Raw genomic sequence first — 22429 nt, 5'->3', positions numbered from 1 at the left:
CCCCCCCCGGCCCCCCCCCCCCCCCCCCCCCCCCCGCCCCCCGCCGCGCGGGGCGCCCCCGCGGCCCCCCCCCCCCGTCGTTGTTTATCCAGCAGTTAGCGCACGGCAGCCGCAGCCGGCACGGGCTTTCCGGCCCTGCGCGCCTTGAGGAACCCGTCCGCGATGTCCCACAGGCCGATGAGCAGGACCACTGCGGCGGTGATTCCCGCGATCCAGGTCGATGCGTCCGCGCCCCAGTCGACGTTGGTCAGGAAAGCCCAGTCAAAGACCTGGTCCGTGGCCAGCAGCCACAGCACCGGCACCACAAACGCCAGCGCCAGCACGGTGTTCACCGCGGCAAAGGCATAGGTCCAGCGTCCGGCCAGATACAGCACGACGGCGAAACCGGCCTCAATGACCAGCAAAACGATCACGTACGGCAGCCAGAAACTCCACAGGCCCTCCTGCAGCACCAGCACCGGTTCACCGTTGAGGTACATCAGCGAGCCGATCCGCTGCCAGAGCAGCAGACCGATGAAGAAGGCTGCGAGCACTACCGTGGCGATGGTGTCGCCGAGGGAGACCTGGGACTTCCGCGGAACCTGGGGCAGCATGGCGGGGGACCAGGACTGCAGCCCCAGGTCCTTCCGGCGGGTGCCGTTGAACTGGATGATCGCGAAGACCAGCGTGACCCAGAAACCGAGGTGCACCAGTACATTGATGGCGGTGCCGATCGCGGCACCAAAGGCTCCGGCAGGTTCGGCGGGCTCAAGAGCCATCCGCACCACGACCGAGCCGACGAAGGAGAGCGGCGTGATGATGATGGCCAGGGTTTTCAGCAGCCGCCACCAGTCCAGGAACAGATCCGGTCCAATCAGGTAGAGTGGCCGGCCGCTGTACTGCGCAGCCAGCCGTGCCGGATCTCCGAGTTCGGTGAGCACAGCGCTCTCCGCTTCTGAAGCCGGCTGGCCCGCTTCAACCCGCGCTTCGACGTCGTCCGCGATGGAGCCGCGCAGTTCCCGCTCAATGTCCGCCCGTGCTCCCTCCGGGAGCGAACGCAGGGCGGCGAAGACATAACGGTCAGTGAGAGTACTCATGATGCTTTTCCTTCGTTGAGCTGGCGGATGGAGGCGTGGAGCGCTTCCCAGTCCTTCAGCAGGGCGTTCAGCAGCTCGGTGCCCTGCTCGCTGGTGGTGTAGAACTTCCGCGGGCGCGCCTCTTCGGTGTCCCAGGAACTGGTGAGCAGTCCCTGCTTTTCGAGGCGGCGCAGCAGCGGGTAGAGGGTATTGGCCTCGACGGCGAACCCGGCCTGCTCCAGGGCTTCGAGCAGGCCGTAGCCGTAGCCGGGTTGTTTGAGGATGGAGAGGCAGGCCAGCACCACGGTTCCGCGGCGCAGTTCCTGGAGATGTCCACCCAGCAGTTCTTGGTCCATGACTCACACTATGGTGTGTCACGCACAACATTGCAATAGGTAAATTGTTTTTAGATGTGGCGAACGGGCTGGCGCAAGACGGTTTTGAGTTTCTCCGGCGCGGTGCGCCGCGGGTCGCTGAGGTAGATCTCGTGGTGGTCGCCGTTGAAGGCCAGGTGGTTCGCGGGCATAAAGTCGTGGTGCAGCCGGGCAAGCACCGGCGCTTCGTCGTCATAGGAGCCGGTGTGCATTACCTGCACGCAGAGGCCTTCCTCCAGTTCCAGCCAGCGGATCCGGGATGCCGCGCCGAGGTCCTTTTTGGCCCGGACTTCCGCAGCCGTCTCCAGGGCCATTCCTTCACTGATCCAGTCCGGCTGGCTGATCAGCATGGTCCACTCCCAGGAGTCCTTGTTGCCCTGCACAAAGACCTCCGGGTTCTCCGCCCGCCACAGGCCCTCCAGCGGTGCCACCACCGAGTCCTGTCCCAAGCTGCGCTTCGCAGCAAACTTCAGGGAATACGCCACGGCGTAGAGGGCCTGGACCGCGGCGGAGTAATCCGGAGAGGTGTTTGGGTTCCCGTGCCCGTCCACGGCGAGGAACTGCTGCCGGGGCACCGTAACCAGTGCGAAATTGCGCCCGGGGGAGTACAGCCCCCGCAGGGCCTTCTTGACGTCATACTTTGCCCGGTGTGGTGATGGGTCTGCGGCTGGGTCCATGGGTGTGCCTCCTTGAAACCATAAAAGTGCACCGGACGTGCTGGGGCAACGCGTGCTGGGGCAACGGTGCGCCGGCAGGGTGCGCATTCGCTACGATCCAAGAAGGAAACAAGTCCTTGGACAGGGAAATGACGGGGGAATAATGACACTGGTGGGAACGGCTGCAACGGTGGTCCTGCTGCGCGACGGCGCGCAGGGGATCGAGGTGCTGCTGCTGGAACGGCCGCGGCATACAGGGACGTTTGCCGGTGCGTGGGTCTTTCCCGGCGGAAGGGTGGATCCGGAGGATTACGACGCCGCGGGTACCGTGCCTCCGAACCTGCTGTCTGAGTCGCGGCGTCCGGAAGAGGACCTGCCCGCGGCAAGGATTGCCGGGGTGCGGGAGACAGTCGAGGAGACCAGCCTGGTGCTGGCGCCGGATGCCCTGGTGGACCTCTCCTGCTGGGTCCCGCCGCTTCAGGCACCCAAGCGGCTGCGCACCTGGTTCTTCCTGGCTGCTGCGCCCGCGGGTGAGATCCGGCTGAACCCCGGCGAACTGATCGACTACGAGTGGCTCACCCCGGCGGAAGCACTACGGCTGCACAGGGACGGGAAGATGCTCCTGATCGCCCCCACCTTCGTCACACTTACGCTCCTGCAGCAGTTCCAGAACACTGCTGCCGCCCTGGCGTACGCAGCCTCCGCACAGCCGGAAACCTTCAGCAGCCGCCTCCTGGACGGGTATGAGCCCGACGCCGTCATCACCTGGCACGGCGACGAGGAGTATCCCGCTGAGGGCGCCGGGCAGTCCGGTGGCAGGCACCGCCTGGTGATGCGCGGCAGCGACTGGCGCTACGAGCGCAGCTGACTTCCGGCTTTCTGCCGCTGCCGGGGCTGCTCGGGCAGCACGCGGTCCCGGCCGGCAAGAAAGGCCATGGCACAGCTCAGCCCCATAATGCCGGCGCTGGCCGCCAGCGGGGCAGTCCAGCCGCCGCTGAGGTCATACAGGAAGCCAAAGAGCACCGGTCCCGCGGCGCCTACGGCGTAACCCACAGACTGGGCCATTCCGGACAGTGAAGCCGCCTGGACATGGTTTGTGGTCCGGAGGCTGAAGAGGGACAGTGCGGTGACAATCATCGATCCGCAGCCCGAGGCACTGACTACCACCCAGAGCACGGACAGCTGGGGCGCCGCCAGCAGGCCGAGGAACCCGGCCATCGCCAGCAGGCTGCCCGTGACGCCAAGCAGCCGCTGGTCCGCGAATCGACCCAGAATCGCTCCGGTCAGCAGGGATGAAGCCGTGCCCACGAGGAGGAACACCGAGACGTGGAGGCCGGAGGTGGTTTCGGAAATGCCCTGATCCCGTTCAATGCTGGGCAGCCAGGTGGTGATGACAAAGAAAGCGACGGACTGCAGGCCCATGAACATGGTCACCTGCCAGCCCAGCAGCGAGGACCACGGGGAGCGGAACCGCACCGGCACGGACGGAGCCTTGCCGGTTGGGTCGGATGCGGCGCCGTCGGCCGTCCCGCGTTTCAGGCCCGGCAGCAGCACGGCCATGGCGATCAGCGCCAGTCCGGCCCAGATGCCCAGGGCCAGGCGCCAGCCGGAACCCGGCACCAGGGAGATAGGGACGACGACGGCGGTGCCCACCGCTGTGACCAGGCTGTGGGCAGCGATGTAGAGGCCGGTGAGCTGGCTGACCTTGCCCGGGAAATCCCTCTTGATCAGGGAGGGGAGCAGAACATTGAGGAACGCGATTGCGACGCCGATCAGCACCGTTCCCGCCCACAGGGCGGCGGGAACGGGCATGGATCGGAAAATGGTTCCGGCGGCCAGCAGTGCCAGTGAAAGCCAGAGTGCACGGTCCAGACCCGTCCGCAGGGCCACCGCCGGGGCGAGCGGGGAGAACAGGGCAAATGCGATGAGCGGGAGGCCGGTGAGAAGGCCTGACTGGGCGCTGGTGAAATCGAATTCGCGGCCAATGTCGGCCAGCAGCGGCCCGACTGACACAAAGGCCACCCGAAGGTTCACTCCAATCAGGAGGATGCCGGTGAGGGCCAGGCCGGCCCGGACGGGCGGGGTCCTGCGGGTCCGGCTGAAAACCGCCACACTTCTCCCTTGCAGCTGCGGATGTGTCATGGAACACGTTAGCGCGCTGTGGGGGGACTTGGGCTACGGGTACTTATATGACACGTCCCATGGCCGAAGGGAGAAGCGTGGCGGGGCTTTGAGGACCTAGGCGGCGCTGCCTTCGGTTGAGATCTTTTCGATTTCCTCCGGAGTAAGGCCGGCTACTGCGGCAATGCTTCCGGTTTCGAGGCCTTCGCTGACGGCGTTCTGCACCAGCTCGGTCAGGACCTGCTCGGCGCGGTCAACCGCCCACTGCTGCGCTTCCAGGTTGGAGGCGGCCATGGCGAGCGAGGAGAGGGAGTCATCGTCCGGGGCGGGGTTAGCGGGGACCTGCTGTGAATCTACGACCGTCATGAACTGCACCCTTCGATAGGTAGGCTAGCAACTAGCTAGCTAGACTATTTATAATGTAAGGCTCCTGATAAGTAAAGTTTGGGAACCAATCCTACCGGTCGCTTTCCAGGACCCGGGTCATTTCCTGCAGGAAGCGGGTAATTGTTCCGGCTTCTTCAGGGGTTAGTGACTCCGCGGTTTCCAGCATCCTGCGGTGCATCTTGCCCAGGGTTTCGCGCACCTCGGTGTCCGCATTCTCTGTGGGGATAATCTCCAGGGCGCGCCGGTCCGTGGGGTGGGGGCGCCTGGTCAGGTATCCGCCCTTCTGGAGCCGGTCGATTAGGGCCGTCGTGGAGGCAGTCGAAATGTTCAGGACCCGGGATAAGTCCTTGGGGCCAATGGATTTGCCGGCCTGGCGGGCCTGCATGACATAGCGGATGGCCAGCAGGTCAGTCTCATTCATCCGCATTGAGTCCCGGGTGCGGCGGCGCATCGCGGCCTCAGCGGCACGGTAGGTTCGGAGGGCGTTGAGTACGTCCACGCCGCCTGCGGTTTCTGGCGACTGGCCGTACCAGTATCCGGCTCCGGTGGGGTTGGCGTGTTCAGGCATGCGGACAAGTCTAGCCCAACGGAATACTAGTCAGGCTACTTATTCGCGTTGGGTGGTGCACGGGTAGTCAGCGGACTTATGGCATAGGGTATTAACCCCGGTGAATCCGCTTGGCGGTTCCCGGGTCCTGCAGAGTATGTCCAGCTTCCAAGGAGAACCACTAATGGCCACATCTGAAGGTCCGGCGATTCCCTCCGGCAATGAAGAAGACACCATGGAACAGCAGGTTCCGGCAATTCCGGATCCTGCTGAGGACGACGGCGCAGCGGATCCGGTCCAGCCCCACGGGGATCCCGTCCTGCCCGGCGGCTCCGAAGCTGACCGCCTGGACCAGTCCCGCGACGGTATTGCGCCGGACGGAGAAGACGACTATCCGCGGGACTCAGGAGCGGAGTACCCCGAAGACGCCCCGTAGCGGACCTGTCCCGGGGCACTCATTCGGCCAGTACTGCCGCGAGGCCTCGGATCAGCCAGGGGTGCCACCAGGCCCAGTCATGGCCGCCGGTAACGGAATCGAAGCCGGTATCCACTCCGCCTTCGGCCAGGGCGGCATGGAGTGCCTGTGCCGGCGCGTGGATGCTCGGCTCATAGCACCCGGCCTGCAGGCGCACCCGGATCCGGCGGGCTGCCTCCAGCAGAGGCTGGTCCAGGTCATACCGCCACAGCGACGGCGACTGGGCCAGGGCGGTGCCCGCAGCTTCCGGGAAACGCGCTGCCTGCCAGAGGGCAGCCAGCCCGCCGTAGCTGGCACCCGAGACGACGGTCTGCAGCGGGTCCCGTGTGAGGGGCAGGGTCCGGCGCAGCTCCGGAATCAGGCCCTGTGCAACGAAATCCACGCTGCCCGTCGGACCGGAGAGTTCACGCGAACGGGTGGATACATCCACGGAGTCCACCATGGCGACGTGCAGCGGCGGCAGGATGCCCGAGCCGATCGCCGCGTCCAGCGTGCCGGCGAGGTTTTGGTACTTCGCCCACACCTGCCCGTCATGCAACACCAGCAGCGGGGTTGGCGCGGCCGGGGGCACGCGCGGACGGTAGAGCCAGATATTGCGGAGCCGCCCGGTGCCGGCGTCGCGGATCCGCCGCAGTTCAAGCCCGCGGACAAAGTCGCCCAGGACGTGCTTCGGCCCGGCTGGCCCGCTGCTGGCCCAGCAGTGCGCCGGAGGCAGACGGCCGGAGGCAGCAGCGGCCTCACCCATAATGCTGGTTCCGGCGGAAGCAGCCGGAACGGGTGCGGCTAGCCAGGGGGAGGGGAGTGCGGCGGGCAGCCGCAGCACCGACGTCGCCGTTCCTGACATGCCCGTGGACAACACAGCGTTCCGGGGATCCGGCCCGCCGGCATCAGCGGCCAGACGGACGCCGCGGCGGTCCACGGCCACACGCCAGGGCGGGGTGCCCGGTCCGCTGTGCACCGTGATCCGGTAGCTGGCCTCCCACGCAGCGGGCATTTGCCAGGTGAGCGCCCAGAGCCCGTCCGGCAGGGCTTCGAACTCGCAGGCTCCGAGGGTGGCGGGGTGCACCATCGCATTGGCGGAGAGAATCACCGCAGCTGCCGCGCAGTCCCGGTAGAGGAACGTGACGGCGCGGACGTCCGGGTCGCCGTCGGGATCGTCTTCGACCAGCGGCAGTGCACGCGTGTCCCAGTCAGCCAGCAGCTGATCCCGTTCCGGAGCGGAGAGCCTCTCCCAGTGCGCGCGGAAGTGCCCCGGCAGGACACGGATGCGGGCAGGGGGCTGGGGCACAGGGTCCCGCGGGGCAGGGAAGCCCCGCGGCACCGCGGTTGCAGAGCTAATGGCCATGTGCGTGCAGCCGGCGGGGTTCTGCCTGGTTCGGAAGGACGGTGTCCAGTTCTCCGTCCACCCGGTCGTGGTCGGTGGCCCGGCCGTAGGTCACTTCGTCGATTCCGCGGTTCCAGTAGCCGATGATCAGCTGCTGCCGCCGCGGGAAACCACGTTCCTTCAGGTGGCTGCGGGCGAAGCGCACGACGGCGGATTCCGCGGACACCCACACTTCCACCTGCCCGGCGGCCAGCTCGGCGGCCGGAAACTCCACCGCAGCCAGCGCATCCGACAGCACCGTGGTGGAGCCTGGGGCTGCTCCGTGCCGGTGCAGCCAGCGCAGCTCCACGCCCTCCGGTGCGGCAAGGTTCTGTTCCTCCTCCGGTCCCGCCACCTCAATGAGAACCAGTCCGCGCTGCTGCGGGCCGAAGCGTTCCAGCGTGCCGGCGATCGCAGGCAGGGCCGTTTCGTCTCCGGCGAGCAGTACCCAGTCAGCTTCGCCCACCACTACACCGCCGCCGGCGAGGGCGGCAATCTGGTCGCCCGGGGCTGCAGTTTCGGCCCAGGAAGCGGCGACGGACGTTCCGCTGTGCCGGACGAAGTCCACGCTCATCGTGGAGGCATCCTCAGCCAGGCTGCGGACGGTGTAGGTGCGTACCCGCTCACGCTGGCCCGGTTTCCACGCCCAGCCGCGTTCGCCGCGTTCGGGAAGGTCAAGGGGCTGGCCCGGGACGGGAAAGTAGAGCTTGACGTTGGGGATGTGGGGGCCGGCGTTCACGTAGCCGGCCACTCCTGGCCCGCCGAAGTGGACCCGCCGCATCCGCGGGGTCACGTCTTCGATGTGTTCAACGGTGAGTAGGTGGCCGCTCATGCGGAAGCTCCTTGGGTATGCGGTGCTGGAACAGCCGCTGCGGTGCGGACTGCCTCGGTGCCGGGGTGTCCGGGTTCCAGGGGCACCACCAGCGGTCCTCCTGTGGCCGGATCGGGGATGACCAGTGCGTCAATCCCGTAAATCTCCTTCATAAGTTCCGGGGTGGCGATCTCCGCCGGGGTTCCCTGGGCCACGATCCGCCCGTCCTTCATTGCGATCACATGGTCGGCGAAGCGAAAGGCCATGCCCAGTTCGTGCAGCACGGTCACCAGGGTGTAGTTGCCGGACCGGTGCAGGGTGCGGCACAGCCGCAGGACTTCCAGCTGGTGGGAAATGTCCAGGAAAGTGGTCGGTTCATCCAGCAGCAGCACCGGTGTGTCCTGGGCCAGGACCAAAGCCAGCCAGACCCGCTGGCGCTGCCCGCCGGAAAGTTCCCCCACAGTCCGCTCAGCCAGGTCCTGCACGCCGGTGGCTTCCAGGGCTGCGTAGACAGCCCGCTGATCAGCGTCGGACCACTGGCGCAGCAGGGACTGGTGCGGGAAACGCCCCCGGGCCACCAGGTCCGCCACGGTAATGCCGTCCGGTGCGGTGGAGCTTTGCGGCAGGAGGGCAAGCCGCCTGGCCACTTCCCGGGTCGGGTAGGAATCAATGTCTTTCCCCTGCAGGAACACGTGCCCGGCCTGGGGTTTCAGCAGCCGCGAGAGTGCGCGCAGCAGCGTCGACTTGCCGCAGGCGTTCGGGCCGATGATGGCGGTAAAGGACCCGGGCGGGATCCTCACATCCAGGTGTTCGGAGACGGTTCGGCCGTCGTAGCCGATGGTGAGGCCGCGGCCGGAGAGGACGTCTTCCATGGGGTTCTCCTTGGTGGACATGGTCAGACCTGCTTGCTGCGGGTCAGGAGCCAGAGCAGGTACACGCCGCCAACCAGACCGGTCATCAGGCCGATCGGCACCGTTGCCTGGATGGGAAGGCGCTGCGAAAGAAGGTCCGACGCAGCCACCAGTACGGCGCCCATCAGGGCACCGGTACCCATGTGGACCCCGGGCGAACGAGTCAGCCGGGAGGCCAGCTGCGGAGCGGCGAGAGCCACAAAGACAATCGGCCCGGCGGCCGCGGTCGCCACGGCCGTGAGTCCCACGGCGGCGGCCATGGCCAGGATGCGCGTACGTTCGGTGCGGATGCCGAGCGCACGTGCGGCGTCCTCACCCATTTCCATCTGGCTCAGGTTCCGGGACAGCCCCAGCAGCACTGGCAGCAGAAGTGCGACGCCGACCAGCACCGGCACCGCGTGCCCCCAGTTCCGTGCGGCCAGGGAGCCGGAGAGCCACAGGTGCGCTTCGGCCGCGAGGTCGGAGTCGCCCTTGGCGAGCAGGATGGTGTTGACGGCCGTCAGCATGGCACCCACACCGATGCCGATCAGGACCAGGCGGTAGCCGCCGGTGACGCCGCCGCTAAGCGAGAGCAGGTAGACGATTCCAGCGGCCAGCAGGCCGCCGGCAACCGCTGCCAGCGCGGTGGCGCCCGGACCGGCGTCGAACAGGACGATCTGCGCCACGGCGCCGGTGGCGGCTCCAGTGGTGAAGCCGATGATGTCCGGCGAACCCAGCGCGTTGCGGGAGATGGACTGGAAGGTGGCACCCGCAGCACCGAGGCAGGCACCGACGCCCAGGGCGGTGACGGTGCGCGGCAGCCGGATCTTCTGGACCACCTTGACGGTCCGGTCCTCGCCCTGGCTGAAGACCGCGCCCAGTACGTCGCTAAACGCCAGTGCAATAGTTCCGGTCTGCATGCCGGCAATGCCAAGCACGACGGCGGCGGCCGCCAGCGCTGCGCCGGTTACGAACGTCCGGCGGCGGTAGCGCAGGCGCACCGGACCCAGGGTAAGGGTGCGGGTGCGGGCCGGAGGGGTTTGGGAGATTCTCACAGCTTGGCCAGCTTCCGCCGCCGGGCCAGGGCAATAAAGAAGGGAGCACCAACCAGGGCGCTCATGACTCCGGCCCCGATCTCGGCCGGTGCAGCCACCAGGCGGCCGGCCACGTCTGCGAACAGGAGCAGCAGTGCCCCGAAAAGCATGGACAGCGGCAGCAGGCGCCGGTGGTTGGGGCCGGTGATCAGCCGGGCGACGTGGGGAGCGGCCAGGCCGAGGAAGGCGATGGGGCCGGCTGCGGCCGTCGCGGCGCCGGCCAGCAAGAGGATGGCTACGGCGCCGAGGATCCAGGTGGCGCGGATCCGCACACCCAGGGTGCGGCCCAGGTCGGCTCCGAGGGACAGGGAGTCCAGGCTCTGGGAGAGCGGCAGGGCTGCCAGCACGGCGACCAGGCAGGCGCCAAGGACCCAGGGAAGTACATCGTAGCCGCGGCCCTGCAGGGATCCGGAAGCCCAGGCGGCATAGGCGGTGATGGTCTCGTCGGGTCCGCCGATCAGGATGATCTTGGTTCCGGCGCCCAGCATGACGGAGAGCCCGGCGCCGGCCAGGACCAGGCGCACGGGGTTGGTGCCGGCGTCGTGCGCCCGCCCCAGCAGGTACACCAGGACCGACGTGGCTGCTGCCCCGGCGAAGCCCAGCCACATGTACTGGTAGGGAGAGTTCATATTGAAGAATCCCAGGCCAATGGCGACGGCAAACGCGGCACCGGCGTTGACGCCGAGCAGCCCGGGCTCGGCCAGGGGATTGCGGGTCAGCGCCTGCATCAGCGCGCCGGCCAGCCCCAGGGCAGCACCGACGGTGATGGCCAGGAAGGTGCGCGGCAGCCGCAGTTCACGGACCAGCAGGTGGGTGTCCCGGGAGGGATCGAAAGCGGTCAGGGCAGCCCAGGTGTCGGCCAGTTCAATGGTGCGTGACCCTGAGGCGAAGCTGGCAAACGCCAGCAGCACCAGCAGGACCAGGCTCAGAGCCCAGGTGCTTGCCTGCCGGTGCTGCTTGCGCGGTGTTTGGAACACGGGTTTGGTCAGCCGGGACGTTGTTACTTCGCGGTGAAGGAGGTCTTGAACCAGTCCACAATGGCGCTGGCGCTGAAGTAATCAAGGCGGAAGGACTCCGGGCCCATCGAGTAGACCTGGCCGGCCTGAACCGAGGGCAGGTTCGCCAGGGTCGGATCGGCGGTGAACTCTTCCACCGTCTTCTCGGTGGAGCTGATCAGGAAGGTGTAGTCGCCGGTCACCGAGGCAGAAAGGCCTTCGTAGGACGTGAAGGCAAAATCTTCGCGCTTCTGCGTGGAGGTGTCGTACTGCTCATCCGGTTCCGCGACGGTGAATCCCAGGGCGGTCAGCAGCTGGGAGTGCGGGCCGGTGCCCTTGCCCACGGGGGAGACGTCGCCGGCGTTGTAGCTGACGATCGAGGCCGTGGTGCCCTCTTCGATAGCCAGGGTTTCGGCGGCCTCGGCGAGGGAGGCATCGAATTCCTCAACCACAGTGGCGGCGTTCTCCTCCAGTCCCGTGGCCTCGCCCAGCTCCATGGCCAGGTCCTGCCAGGTCTGGTCGCCGTAGTTGACCACGATGGTCGGGGCAATGTCGCTCAGGGCGTCGTACTGGTCCAGCACGGAGTCCGCGCCGGAGGTGGAGACGACAATCAGGTCCGGGTCCTCGGCGATGACGGCTTCGAGGTCCAGTTCTCCGATGGTGTAGAGGGGTTCGACGCCGCGTTCTACGGCGACGTCGGCCCACTGCGAGAAGAAGCCGTTTTCGTCGGCGGTGCCGCTGCGGGCCGTGCTCACGGACGTAGCCGTGACGGGGGCGTCGATTGCCAGCAGGGTGCCGGTGACGGACAGCGAGGTGGAGACGATCGTTTCCGGCATGGCGTCAATGACCGTTTCGCCGGCTTCGTGCGTGATGGTGCGCGGCCACTCGGTTGAGGGTGAGCTGCTTGCAGCCGGATCGGCGTCGGCAGCCTCGCTGCTGCAGGCGCCGAGGGTGAGGGCCAGAACAGCCGTGGCTGAGAGTGCCAGGGCCTTTTTGGGCTGGGGGAAGCGCAAGAGGTACTCCTAGGGTGCTCGCCGCCGCGGCAATAAACGTGCGGCGCTTGACGGTGAAGTATGCGGACTCAATTCCGCAGCAGGGTTAGCCTAACCTAACTTGGACCGAATTACGCAACGTTACTGTTCGCTAATACTCTGACGTGGGTCCGTGCCCCTCGAATGCTCCAATTTGGGCCGGCTCAGTGAACCTCAATCTAAGAACCTCTGGCGCTGAAAGCCCTGCGGACCTAGGGTAATTCGCATGCGAAATATTGAGGCGCCCCGAACTGAGGCGCGGCAGGTCAGCATCGGTGTGCGGACCGCGGGAACCATCTTCGGTACGCTGCGTCTTCCCCTGGAGGATGAGCCGCTTGCCGCCGTCGCAATCCATCCGGCCACTGCGGTTCCGCAACGGCTGTACAGCGGCTTCGCGGAGTATCTGGCAACCCGTGGGTTCGCCGTGCTCTCCTACGACTACCGCGGCACCGGCGCATCCGGCAGCGCCCGGGAGAACCGCCGGCTGCGGATGCGTGACTGGATGGACGTGGACGTTCCGGCCGCCGCAGCCTGGCTGCGCGAACGCTACCCGGAGCTGCCGCACGTCGCGGTGGGACACAGCCTGGGCGGGCATGCGCTCGCGCTGAACAACGGCGGGGAAGGCCTGCACGGTTTTATGACGGTGGCCTCGCACGCCGGTGTCACCCGCTCCATACCCGACCGTGCCGAGCGCGCCCGGGTGGAACTCATCCTGCGCGTCCTGGGGCCCGGAGCGGCACGCGTCCTGGGCTATGTTCCCGGACGCAGGATGGGCCTCGGCGAGGACATGCCTGCTGCTGCCATGCTGGAATGGAGCAAATGGTCCCGCACGCCCGGGTACTTCTTTGACGACCCCACCATGCATGCCCGGGAGCGGACAGCGCGGGTGCGGACCAGGGTACTGTGCGTTGGGCTCGACGACGATCCCTGGGCTACGCCGGAACAGATCGGCGTGATTGCCCGCCAGCTGGTCAACGCACAGGTTCAGACCCGAACCTACGCGCCGGAGGACGCCGGTGTGCCGGCAATCGGGCATATGGGATATTTCCGCCGCGGTCCCGGCGCGGTGCTGTGGCCCGACGCCGCTGCCTGGCTCGCCGCGCGTGCGGGAATAAGCGGGTCATGAACGGCGGCAAGCCCCCTCGGCTGGTCTTCCTGACCCTGGAAGCCGAACGGCGGCTGGCGAGGTGGATCAGCCGGCGGGGGCGCCCGCACGGCATCAGCGCACCGGCTGCCGGAGTGCTGTTCCACGTCGCGGCCGCGCCAGGGACCTCCACGGGCGAGGTTGCCTCAGCGCTGCACGGCTCGGCGGCAGGTACTTCCGGGCTGCTGTCGAGGATGGAACAGTCCGGGCTGATCACCCGCAGTCCTGATCCTGCGGACCGGCGGACCATCCGGGTGGAGCTCGCTCCAGCCGGGGAAGACGCGATGGCTGACATCCGCGAAGCGATCACCGACCTCAACGCCCTGATCACCGACGGCTTCAGCGCGGAGGAACTCGAGACCGTGGCACGCTGGCTGCGGCATGTTTCCCGTTCCGTGGGATAGCAGCGCCGCGCTAGGGCTGGTCCACCGCAGCCGGCAGAGTGAGGACGCCATCCCGCATCCTCACCACTACGTCCGCAAGCGGGAGGAACTCGACGTCGTGCGTCACCAGGATGGTGGCAACATTGAATTCCTCCGTGACGTCCCTGAGCAGTTTCATGATGGAGGCGGACCGGTCATGGTCCAGTGCGGCGGTGGGCTCATCCACCAGGAGCAGTGACGGATTCCCCATGAGCGCCCGCGCAATGTTCACGCGCTGCCGCTGGCCGCCGGAGAGCTGGTGGGGCCGCTGGTTCACCTGTCCGTCCAGCCCGACGAGGTTGAGCAGTTCTCCGGCGCGGTCCGCGGCCGGACCGGTGCGTTCCCCGCGCAGATGGGCAACGGCCACGAGCTGCTCCACGGCGGTGAGTGCCGGCAGCAGGTTGGGCTGCTGGAAGACGATTCCGATCTCCTCCCGCCGAAGACGGGCACGCTCAGCGTCATCCAGCCCTCCGACGTCGGCCCCGTTGACCAGCACTGTTCCGGAGGTCGGCGGGATCAAGGTTGCCGCGACGGCGAGCAGGCTGGACTTGCCGGAGCCTGAGGGCCCCGCCAGCCCCGTGACGGTTCCGCGGACGGCGGACAGGCCCACGTTATCCAGGGCCCGGACGGTGTTGTTCTGCCCGTCAGGATACTCCAGGGTGACGTTCTCCAGGATCAGGGCAGTGGTGGTGCTGTTCATGGGATGTTCCGTTCTCTAGCTGGTGTGGTCTGCACGGTGGCGATTCAGTTCCCGCCCAGGGCCAGGAGGGGGTCCACCTTCGTGACGCGGCGGACGGCGAGCGCTGCGCCCGCGAGGCCCAGAACGAAGACACCGGCAACCGGGAGCACCGTCGTGGCGGCTGTGGCAGCGAAGGGTGCGGCCTTGGCGGCTACGGCACCGGCGGCAGCACCGAGCAGCCCGCCGGCAACAGTTCCTGCGGCCAGGATGACTGCGGCCTGGGCGAGGGAATCGCGCAGTACGTAGGAACGGGTTCCGCCGAGTGCCCGCAGCACTGCGATGTCCCGGGTGCGCTGGAGCGTCCACACCGTCAGGAAGGCTACGATCACCAGGGCTGAAATGCCGTACAGGAACGCCTGCATCATCAGCAGGGACCCGTTCTCGGATGAATAGGCCGGGAGCGCGGAGAGGCTGGCGGAACGTTCCATGCTGGTGGTTCCGGCTTCGGTGTTGGCGGCGTCCAGCGCACCACTGTCCCGCTGGCCGCCGTCGTAGTCCACGGCCAGTACAGTGCCTGCGACGTCCGGTTCGGTGTGGGCGGCGGTCTTCCAGTCGGGAAGCGATATCCAGGCGACCGGAGTGTGGCTGTACCACTGGTCTTCAACGACAGCCGCGACAATCAGCTGCTGGCCGTTGACGGACGCTTCCGAGCCGGGCTGCAGTCCAAGGTCATCGGCGAATTGCTGGCTGACCACTGCCTTTCCCGGTGCCACCCCGTCAGGGGCAATGCTGCTGCCGGGGTTTACGCCGAAGATCGCCGCGGATGCCGTGCCGCCGGCCTGGATCCTGCCCTGGGAGATGCCCAGCGGCTCGGCGCTGCTAATTCCCGGCGCGTCCTGCCACGCCTGCTGCTGTTCCGGGCTGACCGAGGATTCGGTAAACGACGCCTTGGGTTCGGTACCGGGGGGCGCCCCGAAGACGACTTCGTCCGCTCGCAGGGACTTGATGCTGGAAGTGGACTGGTCGGCAAGGCCGGCCGTGAGGCCGGAGAGCATCACGAGCAAAAAACTGATGAGGGCAACGACCGTTCCCATCAGGGCGAAACGGCCTTTCGCGAAGCGCATTTCTCGCAGGGCCAGGTACATGTGGGGTTCCTTCGGTCTTGTAGTCTGCAGGGCCCGGACTGTCCGGGATTTCCCTTGCTTCCACTCTTCCGCCGGGAAGGAAACCCGGCATCGGTGGACCGTACGGTCCGTACGCATCAAAAGGTGCAGCGGACGGTCAACCATTCGGTTGATGCGGCACGGTGCGGCCGTGGCTAGGCTGGCGGTATGTCCGCTGAGTTGGACCGGCCACGGGCCGGCGAGCGGGTCCTGCGTGTGCTGCGCCTGGCCCTGCACGTCGGTTTTGCGCTCCTGCTCGCCGTCGCCGTTGGCCGGATGCTGCTTATGGGCCCGCTGTCCTGGGTGTCCTTCTTGGCGCTGCTGCTGTCCGCGGTGCTGGCAGCGGTCTATGTGATCGGGACGGTGGCCGAAAAACGGGCGTCCGACGGCGGCCGGGGACGCCGTGCCCTGCGCTTTGACCCGGAGCGGCACGGCCTGGCCTGGCTGGGTGCAGTCACAGGTCTCTGGGCTGTGCTGCTGGTGCTGAGCCCGGACTTTTCCTGGCTGGCCTTTCCGCTGTTCTTCCTCCAGCTGCATCTGCTGCCTCTGCGCCCGGCGCTCCTGGCCGTCACGGTGACCACCGCCGCCGTCGTCGCGGCGCAGTGGGCGCACGCCGGGGAGTTTCACGCCGCGATGCTGTTGGGCCCGCTGATTGGGGCCGGATTCGCCGTCATCATGGCGCTCGCGTACCAGGCGCTGTACGCCGAGGTGACCAACCAGCGAGAAGCCCTGGACGAACTGCACCGCACCCGCGCAGAACTGGCACGCAGCCAGCGGGAACAGGGGGTGCTGGAAGAGCGCGGGCGGCTGGCCCGCGAAATCCACGACACCCTGGCCCAGGGACTGGCCAGCATCGTATTAATGAGCAGGTCGGCCCGCGCTTCCCTCGATGCCGGGAACCTCGAAACCGTGCGGGAGCGGCTGGGAACGGTCGAGGAAACCGCGGCGGAGAACCTGGCCGAGGCCCGGCAGTTTGTTCGGAACCTGCGTGGATCCGAGAACGGCGGCGGGTCACTCGTGGACCGGTTGGAGCGTGCCTGCCGGTCTGTCCAGGAACGGGCTGCCGCCCAGGGCCAGGAGCTGGCCTGCAGTTTCCGGTTGGAGGGCGTCCCGGCAGCGTTGCCGGCGCCCTATGAAGTTGCCGTGCTGCGGGCAGTGCAGGCTACGCTCGCGAACGTCCTGCAGCACGCCTCCGCTTCCCGGGCCGTGGTGACGCTGGCCTTCGTCGGCAGGGACGTGACGCTGGACATTTTCGACGACGGCCGAGGGTTTGACCCGGCCGTCGAGCGTGCCCGTTCGGGGCCGCGCCACGACGGCAGCGGCTACGGACTTATTTCCATTGCAGACCGCGTTGAAGCGCTGGGAGGCAGGATGGACCTTGAGTCAGTGCCGGGAGAAGGAACCGCCGTGGGCATCCGCCTTCCCCTGCCTGACGCGCGGCAGGCCCCGGCGGATCTGCCCGCCTCCGTTCCGGGACAGGTTCCCGACGCGGGAGGGCAGGGCCGTGGCTGAACTGCGTGTGCTCTTGGTGGATGACCACCCGGTGGTGCGGGCCGGGCTGCGGGCGATGCTTTCCGGCTTCGAGGAGGTTTCCGTCGGCGAAGAGGCAGCGGACGGGGATGAAGCGCTGAAGATCCTTGAACGCGAGGCAGCCGTGGGCGAGAGGATTGACCTGGTGCTCATGGACCTTCAGATGGCTCCGGGCATGGATGGCGTGACAGCCACCCGTCGCATCAAGGAACAGTACCCGGACCTGCCTGTGCTGGTGCTGACCACCTACGACACCGACGCGGACATCCTGGCGGCCGTCGAGGCCGGCGCCAGCGGCTACATGCTCAAGGATGCCCCGCCGAAGGCGATCCGGGACGCCGTCCGGTCGGCTGCGGCCGGACAGACCGCGCTCGCTCCGGAAGTCGCCGCCAGGCTGATGGGCCGCGTGCGCAATCCGGAGCCTTCCCTGAGCGCGCGTGAAATCGAGCTGGTTGAGCTCCTGGCCACCGGGATGTCCAACCGGGCCATGTCCCGCCGGCTGTTCATCAGCGAGGCCACCGTGAAGACCCATCTGGTCCACATTTACGAGAAGCTCGGCGTGGACAACCGCACCGCGGCCATCGCGGTGGCGCGTGAACGGAGAATTATCCGGGCCTAACGGGCGGAGATCGACTGCCCCTCTGGTGACCGCCCGGACCGGAGGTTAGTCTCGGCGGCCAGAGCCGGATCCAGCAACCCCGTTTCGGACCGGGACCGGCTCCGCCTGACGACTCGCACCCGAGGGGAACCATGAACACTCAGCAGTCTTCTGCCCACCGTGAAACCACGAATCGAAGGCTGCGCCGGAGGATCAGAGGCCTTGCCGTCTTTGTCCTGGCGCTGCTGCTTCTGCTCCCGTTCGCCGGACCGGTCCAGGCACGCATTGACGAGCCGGTCCGGAACGACCCTGTGGGCACCTCCGACGAGACGGACATCGTCATCACGTCCCTGGGATTTGGGCAGGCCGTCAACGGGGCGATCCCGCCCCTAGGAGCTACCTGGCCCATCACTTCCTATCCCACAACGCGGCCGGCGGGCTACGAAACAGAGAACGTGGACTTCGCGGGAATCATCGAGACCCAGGACGCCCAGGGCACCACCACAGCCCAGATGTACTGCATCGACCTGCGCACCTCCACCCGTGTGGGCATCGGCTACGTCAACGGCACCTGGTCAGAAGCCAACGTTCCCAACATCGGATACGTGGAACGGATACTAAATACCTACTATCCGTCCTCCAACCTGCCCGCGGGCCTCAACAACAACCAGCGTGCGGCGGCAGTGCAGGCAGCCATCTGGTTCTTCACCGACGGCTACGTGGTCAGCGTCAGGGATCCCCTCTACCCCGCCGTCGCCGGAATCGTGAACGCGACCATCGCCGCCGGCCCCCAGACCGAACCTCCGGCGCCGGATATCTCCGTCACCCCTGCCACGGCAGAGGCCTCGGTCAATGGTGTGGCGGGTCCCTATACCGTGCAGGCGCAGGAGGGGGCCGAGATCACTCTCAGCGTGTCCGACGGCTTCACCCTCTATGCCGACGCAGCCGGCACTGTGCCCATCACCAATCCGGTTGGATCCGGGACCCAGGTATGGGTGAGAAGTGATGCCGGGGACACGGGACCGGCCACCATCCTGGCCCAGGCCGCGGTTCCGGTTCCGACTGGAAACGTGTACCTGTACGACGGCGCCACCCCGGGAACCGCAACCGCCCAGAAGCTGATCCTTGCCGCCACCCGGACACTGACTTCCAATGCGACGGCGCAGGCGGAGTTCTTTGAAGTCGGTTCCCTTGCAGTGACCAAGACGATCGACGGCGAGGCAGCCGGCAGCCAGGAAGCCGTAGCCATCAGCATCAACTGCGGCGAGGGCTACCAGTTCACGTTCACCATCGATGCAGGCACCACAGGATCCGTCAGCCAGACCTTCAACGAGATTCCGGTGGGATCCACCTGCACTATCACCGAGCCCACCAACGGCGCCACGGCGACCGTAGCGGTGAGCACCGTTCTGCCGGACCCCGTGCCCATCACGGCGGGGACCACCGCGACGGCCACCGTCACGGACACCTACACCTTCGTGCCCGGGACGCTCTCCGTGGGCAAGACCATCGCCGGCGAGGCTGCCGGTGCCCAGGGCGAGGTAGTCATCACGGTGGTCTGCACCTCAGGCGAAGCCCAGGTGGTCAATGACACCATCACCATCCCGGCCAACGCCACGGAAGTCACCCCCACCGAGTACGGAAACCTGCCGGCTGGCACCAGCTGCGTCGTCACGGAAACCAGCAGCGGAGAAACCACCAGCATCGCGGTGGAGACCACGGGAACGGGGACATACACCGTTCCCGCTGCGGGCAGTGTGCAAGCCGCTGTCACCAACACCTACACGTTCAGGACCGGTGTCCTGGCAGTCCGCAAGCTGTTCGACGGCGCTGCCGCCGGCCAGCAGGGTCCCGTGACACTGAACGTCGTCTGCACCGGGGCTTCTACCCTCAACGAGACGATCACCATCCCAGCGGGAGCCACCGAAACCGATCCGGTGGAATACCCGGGCCTGCTCGCCGGCACGAGCTGCACCGTCACCGAAACGGCCAACGGATCCAGCACCGAGATTGGCGTCGAGACGGTGTTTGAACCGACCACGGGTACTGTCACCATCCCGGCGGAGGACGGCGTGGAAGTTACCGTCACCAATACCTACTCGGTGAACCCGGGCTCACTGACTGTCTCCAAGACCATCGCCGGAGCAGCGGCAGGTCAGCAGGGTGAAGTGCAGATAGACATCCTCTGCCGCCTCGACGACGTCACCACCTTCAGCACCTCGGTCACGATTCCGGCGGGGACTACCGCACCGCAAGCGCAGACGTTCACGGACATCCCGGCGGGCAGCGCGTGCGCAGTGACGGAGTCCGCCACCGGCGAGACTGACGAGATCGCCGTCGTCGTTGACCTGCCGGACACCGCGACCATCCCGGCAGGAGGCACCGCAACTGCCGCGGTCACCAACACCTACACGCAGAAACCCGGCATTATCACGGTCTACAAGAACTTCGAGGGTCCGGCCGCCGGCAGTCAGGAAGGCGTCCTGGTTGAGGTCACCTGCACGCTGAACGGGGCGACCGTCCTGGAAGAGACCTTCCAGGGCCCGCCGCAGGCAGCTTCCCCGGTCTTCGGCCGCTTCCTGAATGTGCCGGCGGGGGCATCCTGCTCGGTCACGGAACTTGAAGACGGCAGCACCCCCGCAATCCTGGTGGAGACGGATCTTCCGGATCCGTTCACCGTTCCTGCCGGAGGTGAAGTCGAAGCCACCGTCACGAACACCTATACCTTCGCTCCCGGATCAATCTCCGTGAGCAAGGTCATCGACGGCGAAGAGGCCGGGAACCAGGGTGAAATCGTGCTGCGAACCGTCTGCATCCTGGACGGCGAAACGGTCCTCGACGAAACATTCACCATCGCGGAGGGATCCACCGGCACTGAATCGACCCAGTACGAGGACCTGACGGTCGGCACCGAATGCACCGTGACCGAGACTCAGGACGGCTCCACCGAAACCGTTGGGGTAGCCACCGTGCTGCCGGATCCGGTCACTATCGCGGCCGGCGCCGGGGTGGAAGCCACGGTCACGAACACCTACACCTTGAATCCGGGTTCGCTCAGCGTCAGCAAGGTGATCGACGGTGAGGCAGCGGGGGCGCAGGATGACATCGTCCTGGGCATCACCTGCACGCTGGACGGCGTGAGCGTGCTGGATGAGACGGTCACGATCCCCGCGGGAACCACCGGGACTGAAACCCAGGTGTTCGAAGACCTGGCTGTGGGTACCGAGTGCGCGGTCACCGAACCGGGCAGCGGTGCGACGGACGCCGTCGCGGTCACCACGGTCCTTCCGGAACCGGTAACCATCGCCGCGGCCACCGCGAGCGAGGCGACGGTGACCAACACCTACACCTTCAATCCGGGCACGCTGGTTGTCACCAAGCAGATCGCCGGTGCAGCTGCCGGGCATCAGGGCGAAGTGGTGCTGAACGTGGTCTGCACGCTGGGGGAGGAGACGGTGCTGGATGAGACCGTGACGATACAGGCCGGTGCCATCGGCGACGTCATGAACACCTACGGCGGGCTTGCCCAGGGTTCTGAATGTGCCGTGACGGAGACGGCTACCGGGGTAACCAGCGGGCTGGAAGTCAGCACAGTCCTCCCCGAACCGGTGGGGATTACCGCGGCCGGTGCCTCCGAGCTGCGGGTCGTCAACACCTACACCTCAACGCAGCCGGCACCGCGCCCGACGCCGGATCGGCCGGGCAAGAAGCGTCTGCCGTCCACGGGCGCCGAGTTTGCCGGGGGCTTCCTGGCCCTCGGCGCTGGCCTGATCGCGGTGGGCGGTGCAGGCGTAGCGGCAGCTAAGCGCCGCCGCGGCAGCAGGAGTTAGCCAGTAGTAAAAGGATTGGGTTTACCGGCAATGATCATCAGCAGGAACGTCAGCAGACAGACAATGAACGTAATGCACCCGGCAGCCAGCCCCAGCTGCCAGCGCAGTTCGTTCTCGGCGCCGCCTGTGGAAACCACCGCCGTCGTGACGGCTACGAATCCGGCGATGACGCCGGAGACTATGACGGGGACGTTGCCGTAGTCCGGTCCTGCTGGTGTCCGCTGCGGTTCGGCCATGCGATCAGCTCCTGGGCTGGTGCTTGGGTGCTGCCGTTCTGCGGGACATTCTGCCACTGCCCCCGTGCAGCAAAAAGGGCCGCAGGAAAAGGCCTGGGGCCCTTTGGCGGGACTGCTCTAAACCTGCGCCTCAACGGCCGCGGAAGCTGCCGTGCTGGAGAGCGCGGGAGCGGTGTCGAAGCTCATCTCCACGGCGGATACTCCTCCTGCCACGAGGGCGGAAGCGACTGCAATGCCTGCCAGGAGAGCGGTTGTCCGGTTTGAAGTCCGTTGGCTTGTCCGGGTCTGGAACATAGGTATGTCCTCCTTTCCAGAACGGGAATGGGACCAGCACGCAGGCCGGAATGCCCGCGCCGCTGTGCCTCTATTAAGGCTAGGCTCCCTGGCACGCCGGTTTGCATAACGCGCCTCACAATGCGGGGATTTACCGCCGTGGTGTTGGCCACGGCGTGCCGTGTGCCGGGTTACGTCCTGCCGGTATCAGCGCTGGCGGCGGTTCCGGATTGCCCGCCATGCGCCCGTGGACCACAGGGCCCAGACCACCAGCAGCGGCTGGAAGAACAGGCGGATAAGCCGCTTCTGATCGGTGTCCAGGCCAAATCCGTCAGTCTGCGTGACGTACTGGGAGATGTTGCCCGGGAAGATCGCAATGAAGAAAGCGGCTGCGGCCAGACCCACCGGTATGCGCCGGCCGGGCAGCAGGGCCAGGGCGGATCCCAGCCCGATCTCCGCAACGCCGGACAGCAGCACCACCGTGTCCTTGTCCAGCGGAACCCAATCGGGTACCTGGGCCTGGAACTCATCCCGGGCAAAGGTGAGGTGGCTGGTTCCGGCGAAGGCCAGGAAAAGGCCCAGAACGACGGCGGCGGCCCGGCGCGGGCGGCTGGCCTTGGGGGCACGGGCGGTCAGGGAGCGGATCAGGGGGCTGCGGGACATGCCCCGACGCTAACGTATCCGCCCCCCCCCCCAAAATGGGGCGGGGGGGGGGGGGGGGGAGTGGGCGCAGCGGGAGGGGTGCACCAAACCCG

The 22429-nt window shown here is 67.0% G+C and carries 24 protein-coding genes; 7 read left to right on the top strand and 17 right to left on the bottom strand.

The window, feature by feature from the left end; translation table 11 throughout:
* Positions 1–95 precede the first annotated feature (95 nt).
* The 3 genes from TVC13_RS15345 to TVC13_RS15335 are packed head-to-tail and all read right to left on the bottom strand — an operon-like array spanning position 96 to position 2106.
* Positions 96–1076, bottom strand: coding sequence for a permease prefix domain 1-containing protein (locus TVC13_RS15345; protein ID WP_422402047.1), 981 nt, complete (start codon positions 1074–1076; stop codon positions 96–98).
* Positions 1073–1411, bottom strand: a complete 339-nt coding sequence (locus TVC13_RS15340) for a PadR family transcriptional regulator (RefSeq protein WP_422402046.1) — start codon at positions 1409–1411, stop codon at positions 1073–1075. The genes TVC13_RS15345 and TVC13_RS15340 overlap by 4 nt, the downstream gene beginning before the upstream one ends.
* A 50-nt stretch (positions 1412–1461) precedes the next feature.
* Entirely contained in the window at positions 1462–2106 is a 645-nt protein-coding gene (locus TVC13_RS15335; RefSeq protein ID WP_422402045.1) for a GyrI-like domain-containing protein, read from the bottom strand.
* A 151-nt stretch (positions 2107–2257) separates the two neighbouring features.
* On the opposite strand from TVC13_RS15335, the gene TVC13_RS15330 reads away from it, so the two are divergent.
* Positions 2258–2953 (top strand): NUDIX hydrolase, encoded by a 696-nt coding sequence (locus TVC13_RS15330; RefSeq protein ID WP_422402044.1) that lies wholly within the window; start codon positions 2258–2260, stop codon positions 2951–2953.
* Here the strand turns inward: TVC13_RS15330 and TVC13_RS15325 are convergent.
* The 3 genes from TVC13_RS15325 to TVC13_RS15315 form a co-directional block, all read right to left on the bottom strand.
* Positions 2938–4197, bottom strand: coding sequence for an MFS transporter (locus tag TVC13_RS15325; protein WP_422402043.1), 1260 nt, complete (start codon positions 4195–4197; stop codon positions 2938–2940). The two genes, TVC13_RS15330 and TVC13_RS15325, sit on opposite strands and share 16 nt — an antisense overlap.
* 126 nt (positions 4198–4323) lie before the next feature.
* A complete protein-coding gene (locus tag TVC13_RS15320; RefSeq protein ID WP_422402042.1) occupies positions 4324–4572 on the bottom strand; it encodes a hypothetical protein in 249 nt (82 codons plus the stop codon).
* Positions 4573–4663: 91 nt separating this feature from the next.
* Complete coding sequence (locus TVC13_RS15315; RefSeq protein WP_422402041.1) at positions 4664–5161, bottom strand: MarR family winged helix-turn-helix transcriptional regulator; 498 nt, start codon at positions 5159–5161, stop codon at positions 4664–4666.
* A 163-nt stretch (positions 5162–5324) separates the two neighbouring features.
* Between TVC13_RS15315 and TVC13_RS15310 the strand changes: the two genes are divergently transcribed.
* Positions 5325–5576, top strand: coding sequence for a hypothetical protein (locus TVC13_RS15310; RefSeq protein WP_422402040.1), 252 nt, complete (start codon positions 5325–5327; stop codon positions 5574–5576).
* 19 nt (positions 5577–5595) lie between these two features.
* Here the strand turns inward: TVC13_RS15310 and TVC13_RS15305 are convergent, their stop codons facing one another.
* Genes TVC13_RS15305 through fepB form a run of 6 tightly spaced genes read right to left on the bottom strand, consistent with a single transcriptional unit; the run spans position 5596 to position 11781 of the window.
* A complete protein-coding gene (locus tag TVC13_RS15305; RefSeq protein WP_422402039.1) occupies positions 5596–6903 on the bottom strand; it encodes an alpha/beta hydrolase-fold protein in 1308 nt (435 codons plus the stop codon).
* Positions 6904–6949: 46 nt separating this feature from the next.
* A complete protein-coding gene (locus TVC13_RS15300) occupies positions 6950–7810 on the bottom strand; it encodes a siderophore-interacting protein (protein ID WP_422402038.1) in 861 nt (286 codons plus the stop codon).
* Positions 7807–8682 carry an ABC transporter ATP-binding protein gene (locus TVC13_RS15295; protein ID WP_422402037.1) on the bottom strand — a complete coding sequence of 292 codons (876 nt, stop codon included), beginning with the start codon at positions 8680–8682 and terminating at the stop codon, positions 7807–7809. The genes TVC13_RS15300 and TVC13_RS15295 overlap by 4 nt, the downstream gene beginning before the upstream one ends.
* Positions 8683–8684: 2 nt before the next feature.
* The gene (locus TVC13_RS15290; RefSeq protein ID WP_422402036.1) at positions 8685–9734 is read right to left on the bottom strand and encodes a FecCD family ABC transporter permease; all 1050 of its coding nucleotides are present in this window, start codon (positions 9732–9734) and stop codon (positions 8685–8687) included.
* Positions 9731–10750 (bottom strand): FecCD family ABC transporter permease, encoded by a 1020-nt coding sequence (locus tag TVC13_RS15285; RefSeq protein ID WP_422402035.1) that lies wholly within the window; start codon positions 10748–10750, stop codon positions 9731–9733. The genes TVC13_RS15290 and TVC13_RS15285 overlap by 4 nt, the downstream gene beginning before the upstream one ends.
* Before the next feature lie 23 nt (positions 10751–10773).
* Positions 10774–11781: a Fe2+-enterobactin ABC transporter substrate-binding protein gene (gene fepB, locus TVC13_RS15280; RefSeq protein WP_422402034.1), complete on the bottom strand. Its 1008-nt coding sequence runs from the start codon at positions 11779–11781 to the stop codon at positions 10774–10776.
* A 244-nt stretch (positions 11782–12025) separates the two neighbouring features.
* Between fepB and TVC13_RS15275 the strand changes: the two genes are divergently transcribed.
* On the top strand, positions 12026–12925 hold the full coding sequence (locus TVC13_RS15275) for an alpha/beta fold hydrolase (RefSeq protein WP_387011866.1): 900 nt from the start codon (positions 12026–12028) through the stop codon (positions 12923–12925).
* Complete coding sequence (locus tag TVC13_RS15270; RefSeq protein WP_422402033.1) at positions 12922–13347, top strand: MarR family winged helix-turn-helix transcriptional regulator; 426 nt, start codon at positions 12922–12924, stop codon at positions 13345–13347. The genes TVC13_RS15275 and TVC13_RS15270 overlap by 4 nt, the downstream gene beginning before the upstream one ends.
* A gap of 10 nt (positions 13348–13357) precedes the next feature.
* Here the strand turns inward: TVC13_RS15270 and TVC13_RS15265 are convergent, their stop codons facing one another.
* Both TVC13_RS15265 and TVC13_RS15260 read right to left on the bottom strand, forming a co-directional pair.
* On the bottom strand, positions 13358–14065 hold the full coding sequence (locus TVC13_RS15265; protein WP_154579957.1) for an ABC transporter ATP-binding protein: 708 nt from the start codon (positions 14063–14065) through the stop codon (positions 13358–13360).
* Positions 14066–14109: 44 nt separating this feature from the next.
* Complete coding sequence (locus TVC13_RS15260) at positions 14110–15189, bottom strand: ABC transporter permease (RefSeq protein WP_152225701.1); 1080 nt, start codon at positions 15187–15189, stop codon at positions 14110–14112.
* A gap of 186 nt (positions 15190–15375) precedes the next feature.
* Between TVC13_RS15260 and TVC13_RS15255 the strand changes: the two genes are divergently transcribed.
* The 3 genes from TVC13_RS15255 (at position 15376) to TVC13_RS15245 (ending at position 21165) form a co-directional block, all read left to right on the top strand.
* The gene (locus tag TVC13_RS15255) at positions 15376–16719 is read left to right on the top strand and encodes a sensor histidine kinase (protein WP_422402032.1); all 1344 of its coding nucleotides are present in this window, start codon (positions 15376–15378) and stop codon (positions 16717–16719) included.
* A complete protein-coding gene (locus tag TVC13_RS15250; protein WP_422402031.1) occupies positions 16712–17356 on the top strand; it encodes a response regulator in 645 nt (214 codons plus the stop codon). Before TVC13_RS15255 ends, TVC13_RS15250 begins: the two co-directional genes overlap by 8 nt.
* A 131-nt stretch (positions 17357–17487) precedes the next feature.
* Positions 17488–21165 (top strand): thioester domain-containing protein, encoded by a 3678-nt coding sequence (locus tag TVC13_RS15245; RefSeq protein ID WP_422402030.1) that lies wholly within the window; start codon positions 17488–17490, stop codon positions 21163–21165.
* Here the strand turns inward: TVC13_RS15245 and TVC13_RS15240 are convergent.
* From TVC13_RS15240 to TVC13_RS15230, 3 genes are all read right to left on the bottom strand, one after another.
* Entirely contained in the window at positions 21162–21401 is a 240-nt protein-coding gene (locus TVC13_RS15240; protein ID WP_422402029.1) for a hypothetical protein, read from the bottom strand. The genes TVC13_RS15245 and TVC13_RS15240 overlap by 4 nt on opposite strands.
* Before the next feature lie 117 nt (positions 21402–21518).
* Positions 21519–21695, bottom strand: a complete 177-nt coding sequence (locus TVC13_RS15235; protein WP_387015897.1) for a hypothetical protein — start codon at positions 21693–21695, stop codon at positions 21519–21521.
* 186 nt (positions 21696–21881) lie between these two features.
* Positions 21882–22337: a DoxX family protein gene (locus tag TVC13_RS15230; protein ID WP_400485907.1), complete on the bottom strand. Its 456-nt coding sequence runs from the start codon at positions 22335–22337 to the stop codon at positions 21882–21884.
* Positions 22338–22429: the final 92 nt, after the last annotated feature.

Source organism: Arthrobacter sp. 3Tela_A, assembly GCF_049311025.1.
In the GTDB taxonomy this organism is placed as follows: domain Bacteria; phylum Actinomycetota; class Actinomycetes; order Actinomycetales; family Micrococcaceae; genus Arthrobacter_B.
This window is presented reverse-complemented; position numbering and strand designations above follow the sequence as displayed.

Excerpts from the sequence above, each read along its gene's own strand:
- TVC13_RS15345 (WP_422402047.1), bottom strand. The coding sequence starts at position 1,076 with ATGAGTACTCTCACTGACCGTTATGTCTTCGCCGCCCTGCGTTCGCTC.
- TVC13_RS15340 (WP_422402046.1), bottom strand. The coding sequence starts at position 1,411 with ATGGACCAAGAACTGCTGGGTGGACATCTCCAGGAACTGCGCCGCGGA.
- TVC13_RS15335 (WP_422402045.1), bottom strand. The coding sequence starts at position 2,106 with ATGGACCCAGCCGCAGACCCATCACCACACCGGGCAAAGTATGACGTC.
- TVC13_RS15320 (WP_422402042.1), bottom strand. The coding sequence starts at position 4,572 with ATGACGGTCGTAGATTCACAGCAGGTCCCCGCTAACCCCGCCCCGGAC.
- TVC13_RS15315 (WP_422402041.1), bottom strand. The coding sequence starts at position 5,161 with ATGCCTGAACACGCCAACCCCACCGGAGCCGGATACTGGTACGGCCAG.
- TVC13_RS15310 (WP_422402040.1), top strand. The coding sequence starts at position 5,325 with ATGGCCACATCTGAAGGTCCGGCGATTCCCTCCGGCAATGAAGAAGAC.
- TVC13_RS15300 (WP_422402038.1), bottom strand. The coding sequence starts at position 7,810 with ATGAGCGGCCACCTACTCACCGTTGAACACATCGAAGACGTGACCCCG.
- TVC13_RS15295 (WP_422402037.1), bottom strand. The coding sequence starts at position 8,682 with ATGTCCACCAAGGAGAACCCCATGGAAGACGTCCTCTCCGGCCGCGGC.
- TVC13_RS15275 (WP_387011866.1), top strand. The coding sequence starts at position 12,026 with ATGCGAAATATTGAGGCGCCCCGAACTGAGGCGCGGCAGGTCAGCATC.
- TVC13_RS15270 (WP_422402033.1), top strand. The coding sequence starts at position 12,922 with ATGAACGGCGGCAAGCCCCCTCGGCTGGTCTTCCTGACCCTGGAAGCC.
- TVC13_RS15265 (WP_154579957.1), bottom strand. The coding sequence starts at position 14,065 with ATGAACAGCACCACCACTGCCCTGATCCTGGAGAACGTCACCCTGGAG.
- TVC13_RS15260 (WP_152225701.1), bottom strand. The coding sequence starts at position 15,189 with ATGTACCTGGCCCTGCGAGAAATGCGCTTCGCGAAAGGCCGTTTCGCC.
- TVC13_RS15255 (WP_422402032.1), top strand. The coding sequence starts at position 15,376 with ATGTCCGCTGAGTTGGACCGGCCACGGGCCGGCGAGCGGGTCCTGCGT.
- TVC13_RS15245 (WP_422402030.1), top strand. The coding sequence starts at position 17,488 with ATGAACACTCAGCAGTCTTCTGCCCACCGTGAAACCACGAATCGAAGG.
- TVC13_RS15240 (WP_422402029.1), bottom strand. The coding sequence starts at position 21,401 with ATGGCCGAACCGCAGCGGACACCAGCAGGACCGGACTACGGCAACGTC.
- TVC13_RS15235 (WP_387015897.1), bottom strand. The coding sequence starts at position 21,695 with ATGTTCCAGACCCGGACAAGCCAACGGACTTCAAACCGGACAACCGCT.
- TVC13_RS15230 (WP_400485907.1), bottom strand. The coding sequence starts at position 22,337 with ATGTCCCGCAGCCCCCTGATCCGCTCCCTGACCGCCCGTGCCCCCAAG.